Source organism: Streptomyces sp. NPDC012888, from assembly GCF_042900645.1.
GTDB lineage: Bacteria > Actinomycetota > Actinomycetes > Streptomycetales > Streptomycetaceae > Streptomyces.
Genome location: NZ_JBIBBM010000011.1, coordinates 13819 through 31907, shown reverse-complemented (window position 1 = coordinate 31907; position 18089 = coordinate 13819). Strand labels below are relative to the sequence as shown.

The window sequence follows — 18089 nt, the reverse complement described above, 5'->3', positions numbered from 1 at the left end:
ATTCTTGTCCCATCACAGGACAGTGGCCGCCATAGCCGTGGTCACCGCTCTCACCGCTCTCACCGCGCTCGCCGTCCCGCTGACGGCGGCCGCGGCCTTCGCCGCCGAGACCCCGGCCTCCGGGCCGGACCTCGTCCTGCCCGCACCGACCAACCGGGACGCCGGGGCCTCCACCGTGCAGGCGGCGACCTCCACCGGTGTCGTCCTCGGCAGGCCGGACGTCCGGAAGTTCGTGCCCTTCGAAGGCGAAGCCCGACTCTTCGACGCCCAGGGCGCCACGAAGGTCTACAACACCGGCACGGACACCATCGCCCTGTGGAACGAGACGACGTCCACGATGCTGCTGCGCACCGGTCCGGACGGCGCCGACGAGTCGTACGCACTCGGCAAGACCCTGAAGCCGCTCGGTGTGGTGGGCCGGACCGTGATCGCGACCGAACCCGTGGACGGCGGCAGCCGCGCGGCCGTCCACCTGATCGCACTCCAGGCGGGCGGGGTGGTGGACCGCACGGTCGCGACCGTGGACGCCAAGGCACCGCAGTTGCTCGGGTCCAACGCCCGTGGCGGGCTGCTCAGGTACACCGCGGGCACGCACGCCGAGCGCAAGGAGATGTGGATCGACGTGGCCGGGGGAGGCAACGTCGTGCACGTCGGAGCCGAGGCCCTCGCGCTGGACAACGTGCGCGTCACCGGTGACTGGATCATTCGCGGGGACTGGTACAACAAGGCCGCCTGGAAGGTGTACGACACCCGCGCTGACGTGAACGCCGCGGTCCGCAGCTTCCCGTACGTCGCCGGAGTGGACTACGCCTACGCCTACGTCGGTGACGAACTCGTGGTCGGGAACGGCATCGGGACCGTGCACGCCCTGCCCCTGAACGGCGGGCCCCTGCGCAAGCTGTTCGCCCTGGAAATGGACGCGACCGTGGAGGTGACGGCGTCCGGCAACCGCTTCTTCACCGTCTCGACCTCGAGCGGGGACTCGACCTTCGACGTGATCGAGCTCAAGGCGGACGAGGAGGGCCGGATCCAGCCGGTCAAGGTCGGCGTGGTCCCGGCAGTGCGGGGGCCGCTCGACTACGTGGCGCTCGAGAACGGCCGCGCGCACGTCTCCCGACGCGACCCGATCGGCCAGTCCACCGCCCGACACTTCCTCAGCCACACGGATCCGGTGGTGGAGGCCCGCGGGGCCGACAGGGCGATCCGGAACCACTGGAGCTCCTACCAGACCACGGGCGAGGTGGTGCCGACCGCTGACGGATCGCTGCTGCACTTCCGGAAGGAAGACGGCAGCCTCTGGCAGAGCAGAATGCTCCGGGCCTCGGGTCTGGAGGTGAACACGCTCCAGGCGGGCAGCCGGTATGCGGCGGCCCGGGTGGCAGGCAATCCGGGTCTGGTCCGTGCGTTCCACACGGGCACCTGGACGTTCAAGGACTTCGCCGTTCCCGGCGGCGCGTTCGCCCTGTCGGGTAAGGCGCTGTGGCGGAACACGGCGACGGCCGGGACGGTGGAGGCGCTGGACGCCCGTACCGGGTCCAAGCTGGCCACGGTCAAGGTCGCGGACTGCGCGGTCAAGGAGATGCAGGCGCTCACCAGCTCCCTGTACTGGAAGTGCGACGGCGGCCGGGCCGGTGTCTACGACACCGTCAGCAAGACCACCGCGCAACTGCCGGCGTTCAACGGCACGGCCCGGCTGGGTCAGGGCTTCGTCGCGTTCACCGATGGGGCCTCGCTGAAGGTCGCCGACGTCAAGGGCACCACCGGCGTCCGCGAGATCGCCAAGCCGCGGACCACCCAGGTCGGCATCGGCTGGACCGTGGACCGGTACACCAACCGGATCGCCTACCTGGACGCCGACCTCGACGTCCGGGTGACTCCGCTGGTGACGCCGACCCCGGCCCTCAGCACCTACGACACCGACGTCCCGGCCGGCGCCGACATGTCGCCCGGCGGGAGCTGGGCCCCGACCTGGTGGCTGTCCAAGCCGGGTGCCTCGTGGAGCGTTTCGCTGACCTCGAAGGCGACGGGCAAGTGGGTCCATGGCCTGTGGGGCGGCGAGGTCCGCGGGTCGGTCCGTCCGAAGTGGGACGGCAAGGACTCCACCGGCCGCAACGTCCCCAACGGTTCCTACACGTGGACGCTGAAGGTCAAGCCGGCCGACGGGCAGGGTCCCGAGCTGGTCCGCACGGGCACGGTCAACGTGACCGGCAAGGCCGTCCACCGGGACTTCACCGGTGAGAAGACGGGCGACCTGTTCACCACGGACGCCCAGGGCAGGCTGTCCCTGCGCCCGGGCAACGGTGCCGGTGGTGTCGGAGCGCAGATCCCCTCCGCGGAGGCGTGGCCGACCACGTCGAAGTTCGTGCCGGTCGGTGACATGAACGACGACCGGGTGAACGACGTCCTGGTCCGTGACGCGGCGGGCGTACTGCGCGCCTACCACTCCGCTCCCCTCAAGCCGGTGACGCCTTCGACGCCGTCGAAGTACATCGGTCCGGGTTGGGGCCAGTACGACGTGCTGACCTCGCCCGGTGACCTGACCGGCGACGGCCGGGCGGATCTGATCGCGCGCCAGGCGACCACGGGTGACATCTACTTCTACGCGCAGGACGGCACCGGGGTGTTCAAGCCGCGTGTGCGGATCATGCTGAACTGGAAGCTGTACAAGCACGTCTTCGGCGCGGGCGACCTGAACGGCGACGGGGTGGGCGACCTCCTGGCGGTCGACGGCAACGGCACGATGTGGCGCTACGACGGCATCAAGGGCGGCACCCTCAAGCCGCGCGTCCAGGTCGGTGCCGCCGCCTCGGCCGCCGGCCGGAGCGACTTCGTCGGCGTCGGCGACATCTCGGGCGACGGCAAGGCCGACATCCTCTCCCGGAGCGCGGCCGGCGAGCTCGTCCGCAACCTGGGCCTGGGCAACGGCACCTTCGCCGGAAGCCGCATCGTGACCGGCGGCTTCGGCGCGTACAAGAACCTGCTCTGACCTTCCCTGACCCGTACAACTCTTCGAAGGCCCCGCATGTCTCCTCCTGCGGGGTCTTCGCATATGCGCGGAAACCCGATCCTTTCGGTTTGAGGGGGAAACGTTGTTCCACCGCAGGACGTCGGCAGCCATCGCCGTGGCCGCCGCGCTCACCACACTCGCCGTCCCGCTGACGGCGAACACCGCCGTCGCCGCACCGGCCGCACCGGCCTCCGGGGCGGATCTCGTCCTGCCGGATCCGGGCCAGGCAGACGGGATTGCCCAGATCATCCATGCGACGACTTCGGCCGGCTTCGTCAGCGGCCTCGAGTCCGGCGCCTTGAAGTTCATTCCGTTCGAAGGGGAAGCCCGCCCCTTCGACCGCAAGGGAACCCCCGCCGTCTACGGCACCGGCACCGACAGCATCGCCCTGTGGGACTCGGGTGCGTCCACCATGGTGCTGCGCGACGGTCCCACCGGTTCCGAGGAGTCCTACACGCTCCCGAAGGACCTCCAGATCAAAGCCGTCGTGGGCCGGACCGTCCTCGCCACCGCGTACGGGCAGGAGGGCCGTGAGACCGTCCGCGCCATCACCCTGCAGCCCGGCGGCCTGATGGACGACCGTACGGTCACCACCGTCGGGAGGGGCTACGACAACTGGGTCGGATCCAACGCCCACGGTGCCCTGGTCCGTTACCGGGCCGACTCGAACAGCCCGCTCGAGGAGATGTGGATCGACGTCGCCGGCGGGGGCAAGGTCGTGCCCGTGGCGGCCGAGGACTTCGCCCTGCCGAACGTGCAGGTGTCCGGAGACTGGATCATCCGCGGCGACCGGAAGAGCGGCTGGAAGGCCTACGACACCCGCAAGGACGCCGGCACCGCGGCGAAGACCTTCTCCTCACCGACGGCCACCCTGTACGACGGGGTCGCCGTCCTCGGCGAGGAACTGGTGGTCCGCGACGCGGACTGGCTGTCGGCCGTGTCGGCGGACGGTGGACCGGCACGCCGTGTGGTCCAGGCGGACGTCTCCGGCGCCCCGCAGGTGAGCCCGGACGGCCGATTGATCGCTTTCGGACCCATGCAGGCCGGCCACGGCAACGACGTGTTCCAGCTGAAGGCGGACGGGGCGGGCAAGATCCAGTCGGCCAAGTTCGCCGTGATCCCGTACCGGCCGGTCCCGATCGACTTCCTCGCGATGGAGAACGGCCGCGTGCAGGTCTCCCGGGTGAGGGACGAGGGGCTACCCGACTACGGGATCGGCCGGTACACGCTGGGCCACACGGACCCCGTGGTGGAAGCCCGTGCCCGGGAAACCCGCCAAGTGGGCTGGTACTTCGACAAGAACGGCCGCACCGAGGGCGAGACGGTGGCGACCGGGGACGGGGGGCTTGCCTTCCACCTGGCGACCGGCGGCCTGAAGCTGTTCGGCCCGGCCATGGACAGCAGCATGGTGGGCCGGGCCCGCGGTCTGGTGCCCGGCACGCTCCAGGCCGGCGGCCGGTACCTGGCCGCCCACGTGACCGGCAGTACGAGCCCGGTCGTCCGCGTCCTCCCCATCGCGGGCTGGACGTCGAAGGACTTCCCGGCGCCGGGCGGTGCGTTCGCCCTGTCGGGTACCGCCATGTGGCGGAACACGACGACGGCCGGCACGGTCGAGGCGCTCGACCACCGCACCGGAGCCAAGCTGCGCGCCGACAAGGTCGCGGACTGCGCGGTCACGGAGATGCAGGCGGTCACCAGCTCGCTGTACTGGAAGTGCGACGGGGGCCGGTCCGGGGTCTACGACACCGTCGCCAAGACCACGTTCAAGCTGCCCGCGTACAACGGCACGGCCCGCCTCGGCCAGGGCTTCGTAGCGTTCACCGACGGCACGGCCCTGAAGGTCGCCGACGTCAAGGGCGGCACCGGCGTCCGCGAGATCGCCAAGCCGCTCACCACCCAGGTCGGCAAGGGCTGGACGGTGGACCGGTACACCAACCGGGTCGCGTGGGTGGACGACAAGCTGGGCATCCACGTCACACCGCTGGTGACGCCGAACCCGGCGCTCAGCACGTACGACACCGACGTCCCGGCCACCGTCGACCTCGCGACCGGCGCCCGGACCTGGACCCCCAGCTGGTGGATGTCGAAGCCGGCTGCCTCCTGGAGCATGTCGCTGACCTCGAAGGCGACGGGCAAGTGGGTGCGTACGCTCTGGGCCGGCGAGACGCGGGGCGCGGTCCGACCCGTGTGGGACGGCAAGGACTCCACCGGCCGGGAGCTGCAGAACGGCTCGTACACCTGGACGTTGAAGGTGAAGCCGGCCGACGGTCAGGGCGCGGAGTACGTGCGCACCGGCACTGTGACCGTCACCGGCAAGGCAGCCTTCCGCGACCACACCGGCGACGGGCAGGGTGACCTGTTCACCCTGGACACCAAGGGCGCCTTGGCCCTGCGTCCGGGCGGCGACAGCGGCGTCGGCTGGCCCGTCCGCTCCGCCGAGGCGTGGCCGACCACGTCGAAGCTCGTGCCGGTCGGTGACCTGAACGACGACCGGACGAACGACTTCCTCGTCCGGGACGCGGCCGGTGTGCTGCGGGCCTACCACGCCACGCTCGGCAAGCCGGTGACCCCGTCGACGCCGTCGAAGTACATCGGTCCGGGCTGGGGCCAGTACGACGTCCTGACCTCGCCGGGTGACCTGACCGGCGACGGCCGGGCCGACCTCATCGCCCGGCAGACCACCACCGGCGACGTCTACTTCTACGCGCAGGACGGCCTCGGCGGCTTCAAGCCCCGCGTGAAGATCATGTCGAACTGGAAGCTGTACAAGCAGGTCTTCGGCGCGGGCGACCTGAACGGTGACGGCGCGGGTGACCTGCTCGCCGTCGACGGCAACGGCACCATGTGGCGCTACGACGGCCTGAAGACCGGCACGGTCAAGCCGCGCGTCCAGGTCGGCGCCGCCAACTCCGCCGCCGGGCGGCGCGACTTCGTCGGCGTCGGCGACATCTCGGGCGACGGCAAGGCCGACCTGCTGTCCCGCAACGCGGCCGGTGAGCTGGTCCGCAACCTGGGCCAGGGCAACGGCACGTTCGCCGGACCGCGGGTCGTCACCGGTGGCTTCGGCGGCTACAAGAATCTCCTCTGACCCGTACAACCCCCTCGGGGCCCCGCGTGTCTCATCACGCGGGGCCCCTCGCGCATGCACGAGCCGGGCACCCGTCGCTTTCGTGACAGGGGGAAATCTTGTCTTATCGCAGGACGACTACCGCTATCGCCGTGGCTGCCGCACTCTCCACGCTCGCCGTGCCGCTGATGGCGACCACCGCCGTCGCCGCCCCGGCTGCGACGGCCCAGCAGCCGGAACTGGTGCTGCCCCCCATGGGGGAGGCGGCCAGGGGCACGGCCACGATCCGGGCGGTCACGTCCACCGGTGTGCTGCGGGGCGAGGGGGTCCCGACCGGCTACACCCTCTTCGGGGAGGACGTCAGCCGTCCGTTCGACGCCAAGGGCAGCTCCCGGGTCTTCGACACGGGCACCGACACCATCGCCCTTCTCGACGGGAGCGTCATGCGCCTCCGGCAGGGCTTCACGGGCGCCGAGGAGTCCCTGGCCATCCCCGCGGGCCTCAAGCCCGTAGCGGTCACCGGTCGGACCGTGGTGGCCCTGGAACACCTCGCCGACGGGGCCGAGCCGGGCGACCCGGAGAAGAAGGCCGTCCACCTGCTCACCCTGGAGAACGGCGCGGTCAAGGACCGCAGGCTCACCGAACTCCAGCTGCCGACCTTCGAGATCCACACGACCATGCTCGGCTCCAACGGCCACGGCGCGCTGTTCCGCTACCAGGCCGACGACGGCCAGCGGCAGATGTGGATCGACACGGCCGGCGAGGGGCGCGCCGTACCCCTCGCCTACAAGTTCAAGTACACCCAGGCCAGGGAAGGGGTCGAGCACGAGGCTCGCGTCATGGGCGACTTCCTGATCCGCCCCAACGCCGCGGGAACCCGCACCGAGGTCTACGACACCCGCGCGGACCTCCACGCCCCGTCCCGTGACTTCCCCGGTGGCGGATCGGTCACCGGGGTGATCGGCGTCGCCGGCGCGGAGCTGCTCGTACCGCGGGCTACCCAGGACGGCTTCGCGGGCCTCGACGCGCTCGACACCACCGGTGCCAAGCGCAAGGTCCTGGACGACGGCCTCCGCTTCGGCGACCTCTACGTCGACCCGCTTCCGGTGGCCCCCGGCAACCGCCCGCTCGCCGTCGTCCCCCGCGGCCTGACCGGCTCGTGGGACATCCACGAGCTCAAGGCGGACGCGCAGGGCAAGGCGCAGGCGGTCCGCGTCGGCGGCATCCCGTCGACGGGCTCCGCCACGGTCGCCGCGCTCGCCGCGGAGAGCGACCGCGTCCACTCGGTGCAGCGGTTCCCCAGCGGTGAGTTCCGCCGCTACCGGCACACCCTCGACCACGGTGACCCGGCGAAGGAGGCCGCGCCGGTCCAGGGGGAGGACCAGCGCTCCGTCCCCTCCGGCGAGATGGTCGCGGCCGGCGACGGCAAGCTGCTGTACGCCACGGGGCCCGAGAACCACCTGGCCGGCACCAGCGTCCAGGTCGTCCCCGGCACCCTGCAGGCCAGCGGCCGGTACGCCGCCTTCCGGGCCGCCGCCACGCCCGGGCAGCCGGTCCAGGTCTGGAACGTCCGCGCATGGACGCCGGGGCGCAGCTTCCCCGCGCCGGGCGGCGCGTTCGCCCTCTCCGGTACGGCGCTGTGGCGGAACACGGCCACGGCGGGGACGGTGGAGGCGCTGGACGTCCGCACCGGAGGCAAGCTGCTCACCCTCAAGGTCGCGGACTGCGCGATTACGGAGATGCAGGCCCTGACCAGCTCCCTGTACTGGAAGTGCGACGGCAGCCGGTCGGGCGTCCACGACGTGTCGACGAAGACCACGGTGAAGCTCCCGGCCCACAACGGCACCGCCCGCCTGGGCCAGGGCTTCGTCGCCTTCACCGACGGCCCGGTCCTGAAGGTCGCCGACGTCAAGGGCGGCACCGGCGTCCGCGAGATCGCCGAGCCGCGCACGACCGAGGTCGGCAAGGGCTGGACGGTGGACCGCTACGGCAGCCGGATCGTCCACGTCGACGCGGCCCACGCCACGCACGTGCTGTCCGCGGGAACGCCGGCCCCGGGCCTGGTGGCGTACGACACCGACGCCCCGACCACCGCCGACCTCACCCCGCAGCCGGGGAAGGCGCCCGCCTGGTCCCCGACCTGGTGGCTGTCGAAGCCGGCCGCGTCCTCCACCCTGACCCTGGTGTCGAAGGCCACGGGCGCGACGGTCCGCACGTACACCGGTGGCGCGGCGCGCGGCACCCTCACGCACACCTGGAACGGCAAGGACTCCGCCGGCCGGAACGCGCCCAACGGCGTGTACACCTGGACGCTGAAGGTGAAGCCGGCCGACGGCAAGGGCCCCGAGCTGACCCGCACGGGCACCGTCACGATCGGCGGCAGGGCGGTCTACCGCGACTACACCGGCAACACCGTCGGCGACCTGTTCGCGAAGGACGCCAAGGGCCTGCTCGCCCTGCACACGGGCAGCGGCAGGATGGAGCACCTCTCCTCCGCCACCTGGCCCGCGACCAGCACGTTCGCGCCGATCGGCGACATGGACGACGACCGCGCGAACGACGTCCTGGTCCGCGACGCCGCGGGCGTGCTGCGGGCGTACCTGGCCACCCCGGGCAAGGCGGTCACGCCGTCGACGCCGTCACGCGTGATCGGCCCGGGCTGGGGCCAGTACGACGTGCTGACCTCGGCGGGCGACATGAACCGCGACGGCCGGGCCGACCTCATCGCCCGTCAGGCCTCGACCGGGGACATCTACTTCTACGCCCAGGACGGCCTGGGCGGCTTCAAGCCGCGCGTCAAGATCATGTCGAACTGGAAGGTCTACAAGGAGGTCTTCGGCGCCGGCGATCTGAACCGCGACGGCATCGGCGACCTGCTGGCCATCGACGGAACGGGCGCCCTGTGGCGCTACACGGGAACCGGAACCGGAACCGTCACCGCCCGGGTCAAGCTGGGTGCGGCGGGCTGGGCCAAGGACCGTGTCAACACCGTCGGCATGGGCGACTACACCAACGACGGCCACGCCGACCTGGTGGGCCTCACCACCCAGGGCACCCTCCTCCGCAACCGCGGCAGCTACCAGGGCACCGACAAGCTCGGCCCGACCACGCCCATGGACTTCGACTTCAGGAAGTACACCGGCCTGCTGTAGCCGACCGTCGGGCGGGGCCGCGCTCGCGCAACACCCCCATTGGCCTGCCCACGAGCTGCGGGAACCCGACCGGTGCCGCGCGTGACACCGTCACGCGCGGCCCCTCGGCGTATCCACCCGGCTGCGTCCGGGCGGTCCGGGGGCTGCGGCTACGATCCCCCCGATCGCATCGTGCGGGGAGGGCGGGGCGATGGTCCCCGTCCCGCGTCTGGGGGAAGGGCACGAATGGCAGGTACGTGGAAGCGGCCGGCGAGAGCCGGAGCGCTGATGGGAGTGGCGACGGCGGTGGCAGCCGCCGCGGTGGCCCTGCCCGGACCGGCCGCGGCCGCGGCCCCGGCCCTGCCGGGCGCCGTCCCGGCCGCGGTGCGGAGCACCGGATCCGAAGTCGTCCTGCCCGCCGGAGAACGCCGCGTACCGCGGGCCACCCGGATCCTGAACGCCGGCTCCACCGGTCTCCTCCTGGTCCAGGAGGACGACGACCGCCTGCTGTGGGTCGACTACGCCACCGGCACGCAGACGCCGCTGGCGAAGCGGCTCGCCGCCAAGCCCGTGTACGACTTCGACCTCGGCCACTTCGAGAACCCGATCCCCTTCAGCCACACCACCGGCTGGTACGGCCGCGGATCGGACACGGTGGCGCTGTACGCCGACACGCCCAAGCCGCAGGTGACCCTCCAGAAGGGTGCCGGTCCCGTCTTCGCCACCGTGGCGCTGCCCATGGGCCGGTCGTACGCCGGCACCCTCGGGAACACGGTGCTCACCGTGACCGGCAGCCTCACCGAACCGACCGCCTACCACCTGCTCAAGCCCGCTCCCGGAGGCACGGTCACCGACACGCCGGTCACCGGCTTCCCGGCCGGTACGAAGCTCGCCCAGGTGGTGGACGGCGACGCACGGTCGGCCATCGTCCAGTACACCGTGCCCGGCTCCGCCGACACTTCACGCCACTGGGCCCTGGTCGACCTCGGCACCGGTAAGGCCAGGACCCTTCCGGACCGCCCCGACCCGGAGAATCCGTGGACGGTTTCCGGTTTCCGGCTGGCCGGCGACCGGCTGGTCCGGGTCAGTGCCGGCCGGTACCTCGCCGAGCTGCTCGACCGCAACGCGCCGGACGCGGCCCCGCTGATGACCGCGGATACCGGAGAGGTCTCGTACGACGCCGAGTACGCGGCGCTCGGCGACACCCTGTTGGCCGTCGGCCCTCCGCAGGTCGGCGCCGGAGGCAACCGCATCGGTCGCACCCTGTGGTCCGTGAGCGACGATAACCGGCGGTCCGTCCTCAGTACCGTGGACCAGCAGCTGGTCGTCGCGCCCGACGGCACCGTGCTCACGGTAGGCACGACCGCCCCCTCTGTGGCCCCCGAGCAGCCCGCCTACGGCACGTTCGAGTGGCTGGTGCTCCGCGTCGGGTCCGGACCGGGCGGGCTGCCCGAGACGAAGCGGGTCACGAAGATCCAGCCGATGCCCGCCTCGGTGTACGGCCTGGCGCTCGGCAGCGGCATCCTCAACACGGCCGACAACAGCACCATCTACGAGCCGGTCACCAACATCGGCGCCCACCGCACCACGCGGCTTGCCGTCTCCGGCGGTACACCGACCGCTGTCGGTTCCTCCACCGACGGGTTCGTCGGCGGCGGGGGAACCAACTGCATGTCGTACTTCGACGAGCGGTGCCTCCCGATGTTCTCCAGCGGCGACGGCAACCACGGCAGTGCCGACGCCACCGAACAGGGCATCACCCTCCTGTACCGCAGCGGCTCCACCGGATGGGGACCTCGGGTCACCACCGGTGCCGGCACGCCCCGCCTCACAGACCTGTCCGGGCGCTTCGGCGTTGTCGACAGCGCTGTCTCCGACAGCCAGTACATCGTCGAGTTCAAGGAGCCCGACAGCGGGGCCGTCCGGCTCAAGAGGAACCTCCTTGCCTCTGCCGTGTGGGGATCCACCCTGTGGAGCGGCTCCGCGACGGGCGGCACCGTCACACGGCAGACGCTGCCCACGGGCAGCCCGCAGCAGGTGTTCAAGACGCCCGGCGACTGCCTGTTCGATGAACTCCAGGCGGTCGGCCGGTACGTGTACTGGGCCTGCCAGGACCAGTGGGGCAAGCGGATCTCGGCCGGCCTCTACGACCAGGTGTCCGGGCGTACGGCGCCGGTCCCGACGGACCCGGCCCTGCTCGGTGACAACCAGCTGGTCCGCCGGTCGGCCTCCACAGGGCTGGAGGTGACGGACCTGAGTGGCGGACTCCCCGCCGCCGGGACCGAGCTGACCAGCCGCGTCCTCGTGGGGAAGGACCAGCTCGGCGGTTCCGTCGGGCGCCGGACCGGCTGGACCGTCGACCGGTTCGGCGGGCACCTCGCATACGTGGACGGCATCGAACGCGTGCATGTCGTCCCCACCGGGATCGCCGCGAGCCCGCTCGCCGTCATCGATTCCACCGCGCCCGCCCGGCTGGACCTCAAGGCGGCGCAGCCGGCCTGGAACGGCCGCTGGTGGCTCTCCAAGCCCGCCGCCTCCTGGAGCCTCACGGTGACCCGGAAGGCGGGCGGGCAGGTCCTGCGGACGTTCACGGGCGGAGAGGCGCGCGGTTCGCTGCAGGTCGCCTGGGACGGCAAGGACGCAGCCGGGAAGCCGCTGCCCAACGGTGACTACCTCTGGACGCTGACCGCCAGGCCCGCCGACGGCCAGGGGGCCGACCTGAAGGCGTCCGCACTGGTGAAGGTGACCGGCGGAGTGCCCCTGCCGCGTGACCTCTTCGGCGGTGACGGCCACGGCGACCTGCTCGGCCTCGCGGCGGACGGAACCCTGGCCATCCGGCCGGGCACGGGCAACGGCGGGTTCGGCACGGCGATCACGGCCACCGGGTGGACGGGTACGAACGCCATCACGGCCGCCGTGCCGCGAGGTGACGTGAACGGCGACGGCTGCACCGACGTGGTCGTGCGGCTGACCTCCGGCGAGATGCGGACGTACATGCCGGGCTGCGGAAAGCCGTTGACGCCCACCTCCCCGTACAAGCCGGCGGCCAGCGGCTGGAACATCTACGACCAGATCGTCTCGGCCGGTGACGTGACCGGCGACGCGCGTGCCGATCTGCTCGCCAAGACCCCCGCCGGCGACCTGTTCGTCTACGAGACGTACGGCACCGAGGGCAGGATGAAGGCCAGGGTCAGGATCGGCACCGGATTCAAGGACCATCTGCTCGTCGGCGGTCACCAGATGGGGTCCGCGTCCGGCAAGCCGGCTCTGGTCGTCCGCGACCCTTCCGGCACGATGTGGCGGCACGACCTCCTGGCAGCCGGCGCGCTGGCCCCCCGGGTGCGCATCGCCATCGGTGACTGGCGGATCTACGACCAGGTCGTCGGCGTCGGTGACATCACCGGGGACGGTCTCGGCGACCTCGTCGTCCGGGACGCCGCCGGCAAGCTGTGGCGCTACTCCGGCAAGCCGAACGGGTACATCTCCGGCCGCACCGAGATCGGTGCGGGCTGGAACGCGTACGCGCGGCTCTCCTGAGGCTCGCCCCGCCCGTCGGCCGATACCCAATCGGCTGACGGGCGGTGTCCCGCTATGCTCTGGGGAGAGCACTCCATGGGCCATTAGCTCAATTGGCAGAGCAGTGGACTTTTAATCCATTGGTTGTCGGTTCGAGTCCGACATGGCCTACCGCTCGTCAGGCGCCCCGACCGGTCTCCGGTCGGGGCTTTCTGCTGTCCGGAGCCCCGCCCGGGACGTAAGTGGCGACGACGGGCTCCCGGATGGCGTAAGGTGGTGTTTACCGACGCGGGGTGGAGCAGCTCGGTAGCTCGCTGGGCTCATAACCCAGAGGTCGCAGGTTCAAATCCTGTCCCCGCTACTGCAGACGAAGGCCCGGATCCATCAGGATCCGGGCCTTCGTCGTGTTCGCCGCGCCGCGCCCGCCCGCCGACCGTCACCAAGTGTGAGGGAGAGGGTGCGCTCCGCAGGGTGGGTGACGGGTCGTCATGGGGGCCGTGTGGCTGGAGTGGGACGGTTCGGCGGTGGGGTTTGCCCTGCTTGAGGGAGGGTCTGGGGGATAAGTTCCGGCCAAAGCCCTTCGTGGGGTGGCTGATTGGCGTGAACGATCAATCGCAACAGCTTGGAATCATGCGCCCGTGTCTATTACCGTTCGATAACGCAGTGCGGTCGTCCCAACCGTCGCAAGAGACGGCGCCGTGCGCGTGCGCGGCAGAAGGAGCACCCCGGTGGAAGGCAACGAAAACCTGGAAGCGGCCTCCGCCGGCGCCTGGGGCGAGTGGAACCCCACCGAGGACTCCGTCCGTCCGGCCCGCGGCCGACACCGCGTGACGAGGCCGCGCGGGGGACTCGCCCGCAGCTCCACCGTCCTCGGCGTCGGAGTCATCGCGGCCGTGGGGGCGGGCGGCATCGCCACCGCCCAGGACCGGCCGCAGGTCTCCATATCCCTCCCGTCCCTCGGCCTCGACGAGGACGGCCCGGACGCCGGCACCGGGACCGGCCCCGGCGCCGGAGCGGACGAGGACCGGGCCGCCGCCACCGGACAGCAGGCCGGCAAGACCCCCTTCATCCCCCGCCAGGCCGCCCCCGCCGAAGCCCGGGCCACCACCGGCTCCGACGCCGGCGAGGCACTGCGCAGCCGGATCCTCCAGCAGGCCGAGTCGCAGAACGACGCCGCCGCGGCCGCCGAACGCCTCGCCGCCGAACGGGCCGCGCAGGAAGCCGCCGCCCAGGAGGCCAAGGCGAAGCAGGAGGCCGCGCGGAAGGCCGCCGAGGAAGCCGCCGCGGCGGCCGCCCGGGCCGAGGCGGAAGCCAAGGCGAAGGCCGCGGCCGAAGCCGAACGGCGGGCGGACCTCGCCAAGAGCTACGCCCTCCCCACCTCCTCCTACACGCTCACCTCCCACTACGGCGACTCCGGCTCCATGTGGTCCTCCGGGCACCACACCGGCCTCGACTTCGCCGCCCCCACCGGCACCCCGGTCAAGGCCGTGCACGGCGGCAAGATCACCTCGGCCGGCTGGTCCGGGGCGTACGGCTACCGGATCGTGCTGGAGCTGGAGGACGGCACCGAGATCTGGTACTGCCACCTGTCCTCGATGTCCGTGACCTCCGGATCGGTCGGCACCGGCGACACCATCGGCCGGGTCGGCGCCACCGGTAACGTCACCGGCGCCCACCTCCACCTGGAGGTGCGCACGCCCGGCGGCTCCACCCTGGACCCGCTGGCCTGGCTGGAGTCCAAGGGCCTCAACGTCTGACCGCCTCACCGGACGGGCTCCCCGCACGCCCCTGGGTCCGGGCCCGCGCAGCCGGAACGTACGGCGGCTCGGCCGGCGGTTCGGCCGGCGGTTCGGCCGGCGGTTCGGCCGGCGGTTCGGCGGGTGGTCCGCCGAGCGCACCGGGCAGCGGCACCAGCTCCTCCACCACGGCGGCGCGCACCAGCGCCGGGCCCGCTGTGGTCCGCAGCCGCCACAGCCCGTCCAGCAACTCCCGCTCCCTGAGCGTGAACTCCGGCATCCGCGCGGGCCCGTCGCGGCGCGCCCGACTGCGCAGCAGCGCCAGCTCCGTCGCGTCCGCCGCGTAGCGCGCGACCGCCCGCCCCGCGGTCCGGCCACCGGCGTGCCGGGCCAGGGCGCGGGCCAGCGACCGCGCCGGCATCGACGCGAGGGCCGGCACCTCGGCCGGGCCCAGCCAGCCCGCGGCCGCGTACACCGCCAGCTCCGTGCCGACCGTGCGCAGCTGTCGCCGGCGGGTGCTCAGCGCCAGCCACAGCAGCAGCCCGAACGCCGGGACCATCACCGCGCCGTACACGACGTAGAAGCCGTACTCGCCCAGCTCCGAGGAGCTGTTCCACAGCGCGTGCACGCCCATCGCGGCCAGCAGGCCGAGCAGCGGCAGGCCGATCCGGCCCGAGCGGCGGGCGCAGAGGGCGGCCGCGCCGAAACCGAGCCCGGTCAGAACCGTGAACAGGGGGTGCGCGAACGGGGAGACCATCACCCGCACGAAGAAGGTGGCGGCGGTCAGCGAGTCCAGCGCGGCGGGCAGGCGTACCCCGCTGACGAGGTCCTCGTCGAAGGCGTTGCCCAGGTAGAGGATGTTCTCGGTGAAGGCGAACCCCGTCGCGGTGAACCCGGCCAGCACGAAACCGTCGGCCGGCCCGGTGAACCGGTGTCTTCGGAACACGAACACCAGCAGCAGCGCGGCGGCCTTGGCGCTCTCCTCGACCACCGGCGCGATCGCGACCGAACCGAGCTGGTCGGCCCCGGAGGGGTCGGCGGTGGCCGCCGCTATCCACTTGGTGGCGAAGCTGTTGGCCAGTATGGCGATCAGCGCCGCCGCGCAGGCCCCCCAGCCGAAGCAGTACAGCAGGTAGGGCCACGGCCCGGGGGAGACCCGGCCCAGCCAGCGGAAGGCCGCCATGAGCGCGGGCACCGGCAGCACCGCCAGGCCGAGCCCGACGAAGAACCCCGGGGTGCCGGTCTGTTCGCGGACCAGCTCCAGGATGGCGACCCCGCACGCCCCGAGCACACCGAGCAGCACGCACGTACGGACCCTGCCCGACGGGCGCGAGAGCACAGCACGGACGGCGCGGAGCGCTCCGGACACCACGTCATCACAGTAACGAGCCGCACTGACACGCGCGGTGACGTTCCGCCGGATTCATCGGTTCACGGTCAGTTCCCCGGGTTCACCACACGGCGGAAGAGGAGGTCGTGTACGACGTGGCCCTTGTCGAGGCCCTGCCCCTCGAAGCGGGTCAGCGGCCGGAACGGCGGACGCGGCGAGTAACCGCCGCCCTCCTGCGTGTTCTCGAAGTCGGGGTGGGCTTCGAGGACTTCGAGCATCTGCTCGGCGTACGGCTCCCAGTCCGTCGCGCAGTGCAGGACGGCACCCGGCGCGAGCCTCGTCGCCGCGAGGGTCAGGAACTCGGGCTGGATCAGCCGGCGCTTGTGGTGGCGCTTCTTGGGCCACGGGTCCGGGAAGTACACGCGCATCCCGGCGAGGGAGGCGGGCGGCAGCATCTCGCGGAGCAGGATGATCGCGTCGCCGTTGGCGACCCGGACGTTCGTCAGGCCGTTGCGCTCGGCGAGGGCCAGCAGGTTGCCCTGCCCCGGGGTGTGCACGTCCGCGGCGAGGATGCCGGTGCCGGGGTCGTCGGCCGCCATCTGCGCGGTGGCCTCGCCCATGCCGAAGCCGATCTCCAGCACCACCGGCAGGCCGTCGAACATGGCGACGAGGTCGAGGACCTGGCGGCCGTCGATGTCCAGGCCCCAGGTGCCCCAGAGCCGCCGCAGGGCGTCCTCCTGCCCGGTGGTCACCCGGCTGCGCCGTGGCTGGAAGCTGCGGATGCGCCGCTCGTGGTGGGAGCCGGCCGGGTCGGGGGCGGGCCCCTCGGGGCCGAACCGCGACTCGGTGCGCCAGCGGGGCGGGGTGTACGGGGGCACCTCCGGCGCCGCCTCGGAAAGCTCGGCGACGTCGACGTCGGGGACGTCGGGGAGGCTGGGCTGCGGGTTCAGGGACTCAGACACAATGCGTCGATTCTACGGTTCGCCTCGGGGCGGGGCGCGCCGATGGGCCCCGCGGTGGCCCCCGCCGGCCGGCTCCGTGGACGGCCGGGCCCTGCCTAGGCGCGCAGGTGTTCCAGGGCCCGGCGGGCCACCTCGCGGCCGATCGGCAGGGAGGCCGTGGCCGCGGGGGAAGGGGCGTTCAGCACGTGCACCGTGCGCGGGGCCTCGCGGATCAGGAAGTCGTCCACCAGGGTGCCGTCCCGCAGTACGGCCTGGGCGCGGACCCCGGCCGGGGCCGGCCGCAGGTCCCGCTCCGAGACCGCCGGCAGGAGCCGGCCCACCGCTTCGGTGAAGGCCCGCCGGGACAGCGAGCGGTGCATCTCCCCGGCGCCGTAGCGCCAGTGCCGGCGGGCCAGCGCCCAGGTGCCGGGCCAGGCCAGCTCCGTGGCGAGGTCGCGGGGGCGGACCACCGACCAGCGGTAGCCCTCGCGGGCCAGCGCCGGGACCGCGTTCGGTCCGACGTGGACGCCGCCGCCGATGCCGCGGGTGAGGTGTACGCCCAGGAAGGGGAAGGCCGGATCGGGGACCGGGTAGACCAGGCCGCGCACCAGCTCGGGCCGGGCCAGGTCGTAGTACTCGCCGCGGAACGGGATGATCCGCATGCCCGGGTCGTCGCCCGCCAGCCGGGCCACCCGGTCGCACTGCAGCCCCGCGCAGTTGACCAGGGCCTTCGCCCGCACCACCAGTCCCGACGACGTGCGCACCGCGACCGCGGAGGGGCGGCGCGAGATCAGCTCGACCCCCTCCCCGTACCGCACCTCGGCGCCGGAGGAGTCGGCCAGCCGCTCCGCGACCGTCGTGTAGTCGACGATGCCGGTGGTGCCGACGTGGATGGCGGCCAGGCCGCGGACCTCCGGCTCGTACTCGGCGATCTGCGCCGGACCCAGCTCCCGCACCGGGATGCCGTTCTCCCGGCCGCGCTGGACCAGGGCGTGCAGGCGGGGCAGCTCGGACCGGTCGGTGGCCACGATCAGCTTGCCGGTCACCTCGTGGGGGACGTCGTGCTCCGCGCAGAACTTGACCATCTCGGCCGCTCCGCGCACCGCGTACCGGGCCTTCAGGGAGCCGGGCCGGTAGTAGATCCCGCTGTGGATCACACCGCTGTTGCGGCCTGTCTGGTGCCGGGCGGGACCGGCTTCCTTCTCCAGTACGACCACCCGGGTGCCCGGGGCGAGCCGCGACAGCGCATGCGCGGTCGACAGGCCGACGATTCCGCCGCCGATCACCAGCACGTCGCAGTCCACGCGTCCACCTCCCACCCCAGATACTGCACCGTCGCACTGACAGCCAAGCCCCGGGGA

Annotated in this window: 8 protein-coding genes and 2 tRNA genes; 7 read left to right on the top strand and 3 right to left on the bottom strand. The window is 72.3% G+C overall.

The features are described 5' to 3' along the window. Window positions 1-22: 22 nt before the first annotated feature. The 7 genes from ACFY61_RS20045 to ACFY61_RS20015 all read left to right on the top strand — a co-directional run bounded on the left by ACFY61_RS20045 (window position 23) and on the right by ACFY61_RS20015 (window position 14478). On the top strand, window positions 23-2986 hold the full coding sequence (locus ACFY61_RS20045) for an FG-GAP repeat domain-containing protein (protein ID WP_389473702.1): 2964 nt from the start codon (window positions 23-25) through the stop codon (window positions 2984-2986). Window positions 2987-3089: 103 nt separating this feature from the next. After that, window positions 3090-6095 (top strand): FG-GAP-like repeat-containing protein, encoded by a 3006-nt coding sequence (locus ACFY61_RS20040; protein WP_389473700.1) that lies wholly within the window; start codon window positions 3090-3092, stop codon window positions 6093-6095. 131 nt (window positions 6096-6226) lie between these two features. Next, window positions 6227-9226: an FG-GAP-like repeat-containing protein gene (locus ACFY61_RS20035; protein ID WP_389473698.1), complete on the top strand. Its 3000-nt coding sequence runs from the start codon at window positions 6227-6229 to the stop codon at window positions 9224-9226. Between the two features lie 267 nt (window positions 9227-9493). Further along, window positions 9494-12742 carry a FlgD immunoglobulin-like domain containing protein gene (locus ACFY61_RS20030; RefSeq protein ID WP_389473696.1) on the top strand — a complete coding sequence of 1083 codons (3249 nt, stop codon included), beginning with the start codon at window positions 9494-9496 and terminating at the stop codon, window positions 12740-12742. A 77-nt stretch (window positions 12743-12819) separates the two neighbouring features. After that, window positions 12820-12892: transfer RNA gene (locus tag ACFY61_RS20025), tRNA-Lys, on the top strand. A 116-nt stretch (window positions 12893-13008) separates the two neighbouring features. Next, window positions 13009-13082: transfer RNA gene (locus tag ACFY61_RS20020), tRNA-Met, on the top strand. Window positions 13083-13449: 367 nt separating this feature from the next. Beyond that, window positions 13450-14478 (top strand): M23 family metallopeptidase, encoded by a 1029-nt coding sequence (locus ACFY61_RS20015; protein WP_389473694.1) that lies wholly within the window; start codon window positions 13450-13452, stop codon window positions 14476-14478. Here ACFY61_RS20015 and ACFY61_RS20010 read toward each other — a convergent pair. From ACFY61_RS20010 to lhgO, 3 genes are all read right to left on the bottom strand, one after another. After that, window positions 14468-15829: a PrsW family intramembrane metalloprotease gene (locus ACFY61_RS20010; protein ID WP_389473692.1), complete on the bottom strand. Its 1362-nt coding sequence runs from the start codon at window positions 15827-15829 to the stop codon at window positions 14468-14470. The genes ACFY61_RS20015 and ACFY61_RS20010 overlap by 11 nt on opposite strands. A gap of 65 nt (window positions 15830-15894) precedes the next feature. Next, entirely contained in the window at window positions 15895-16749 is an 855-nt protein-coding gene (gene trmB, locus ACFY61_RS20005) for a tRNA (guanosine(46)-N7)-methyltransferase TrmB (protein ID WP_389473690.1), read from the bottom strand. Window positions 16750-16844: 95 nt separating this feature from the next. Next, the gene (lhgO, locus tag ACFY61_RS20000) at window positions 16845-18047 is read right to left on the bottom strand and encodes an L-2-hydroxyglutarate oxidase (protein WP_389473688.1); all 1203 of its coding nucleotides are present in this window, start codon (window positions 18045-18047) and stop codon (window positions 16845-16847) included. Window positions 18048-18089 lie beyond the last annotated feature (42 nt).

Bases quoted from the DNA above. Each gene is read 5' to 3' on its own strand.
- ACFY61_RS20030 (WP_389473696.1), top strand. From the start codon at position 9,494: ATGGGAGTGGCGACGGCGGTGGCAGCCGCCGCGGTGGCCCTGCCCGGA.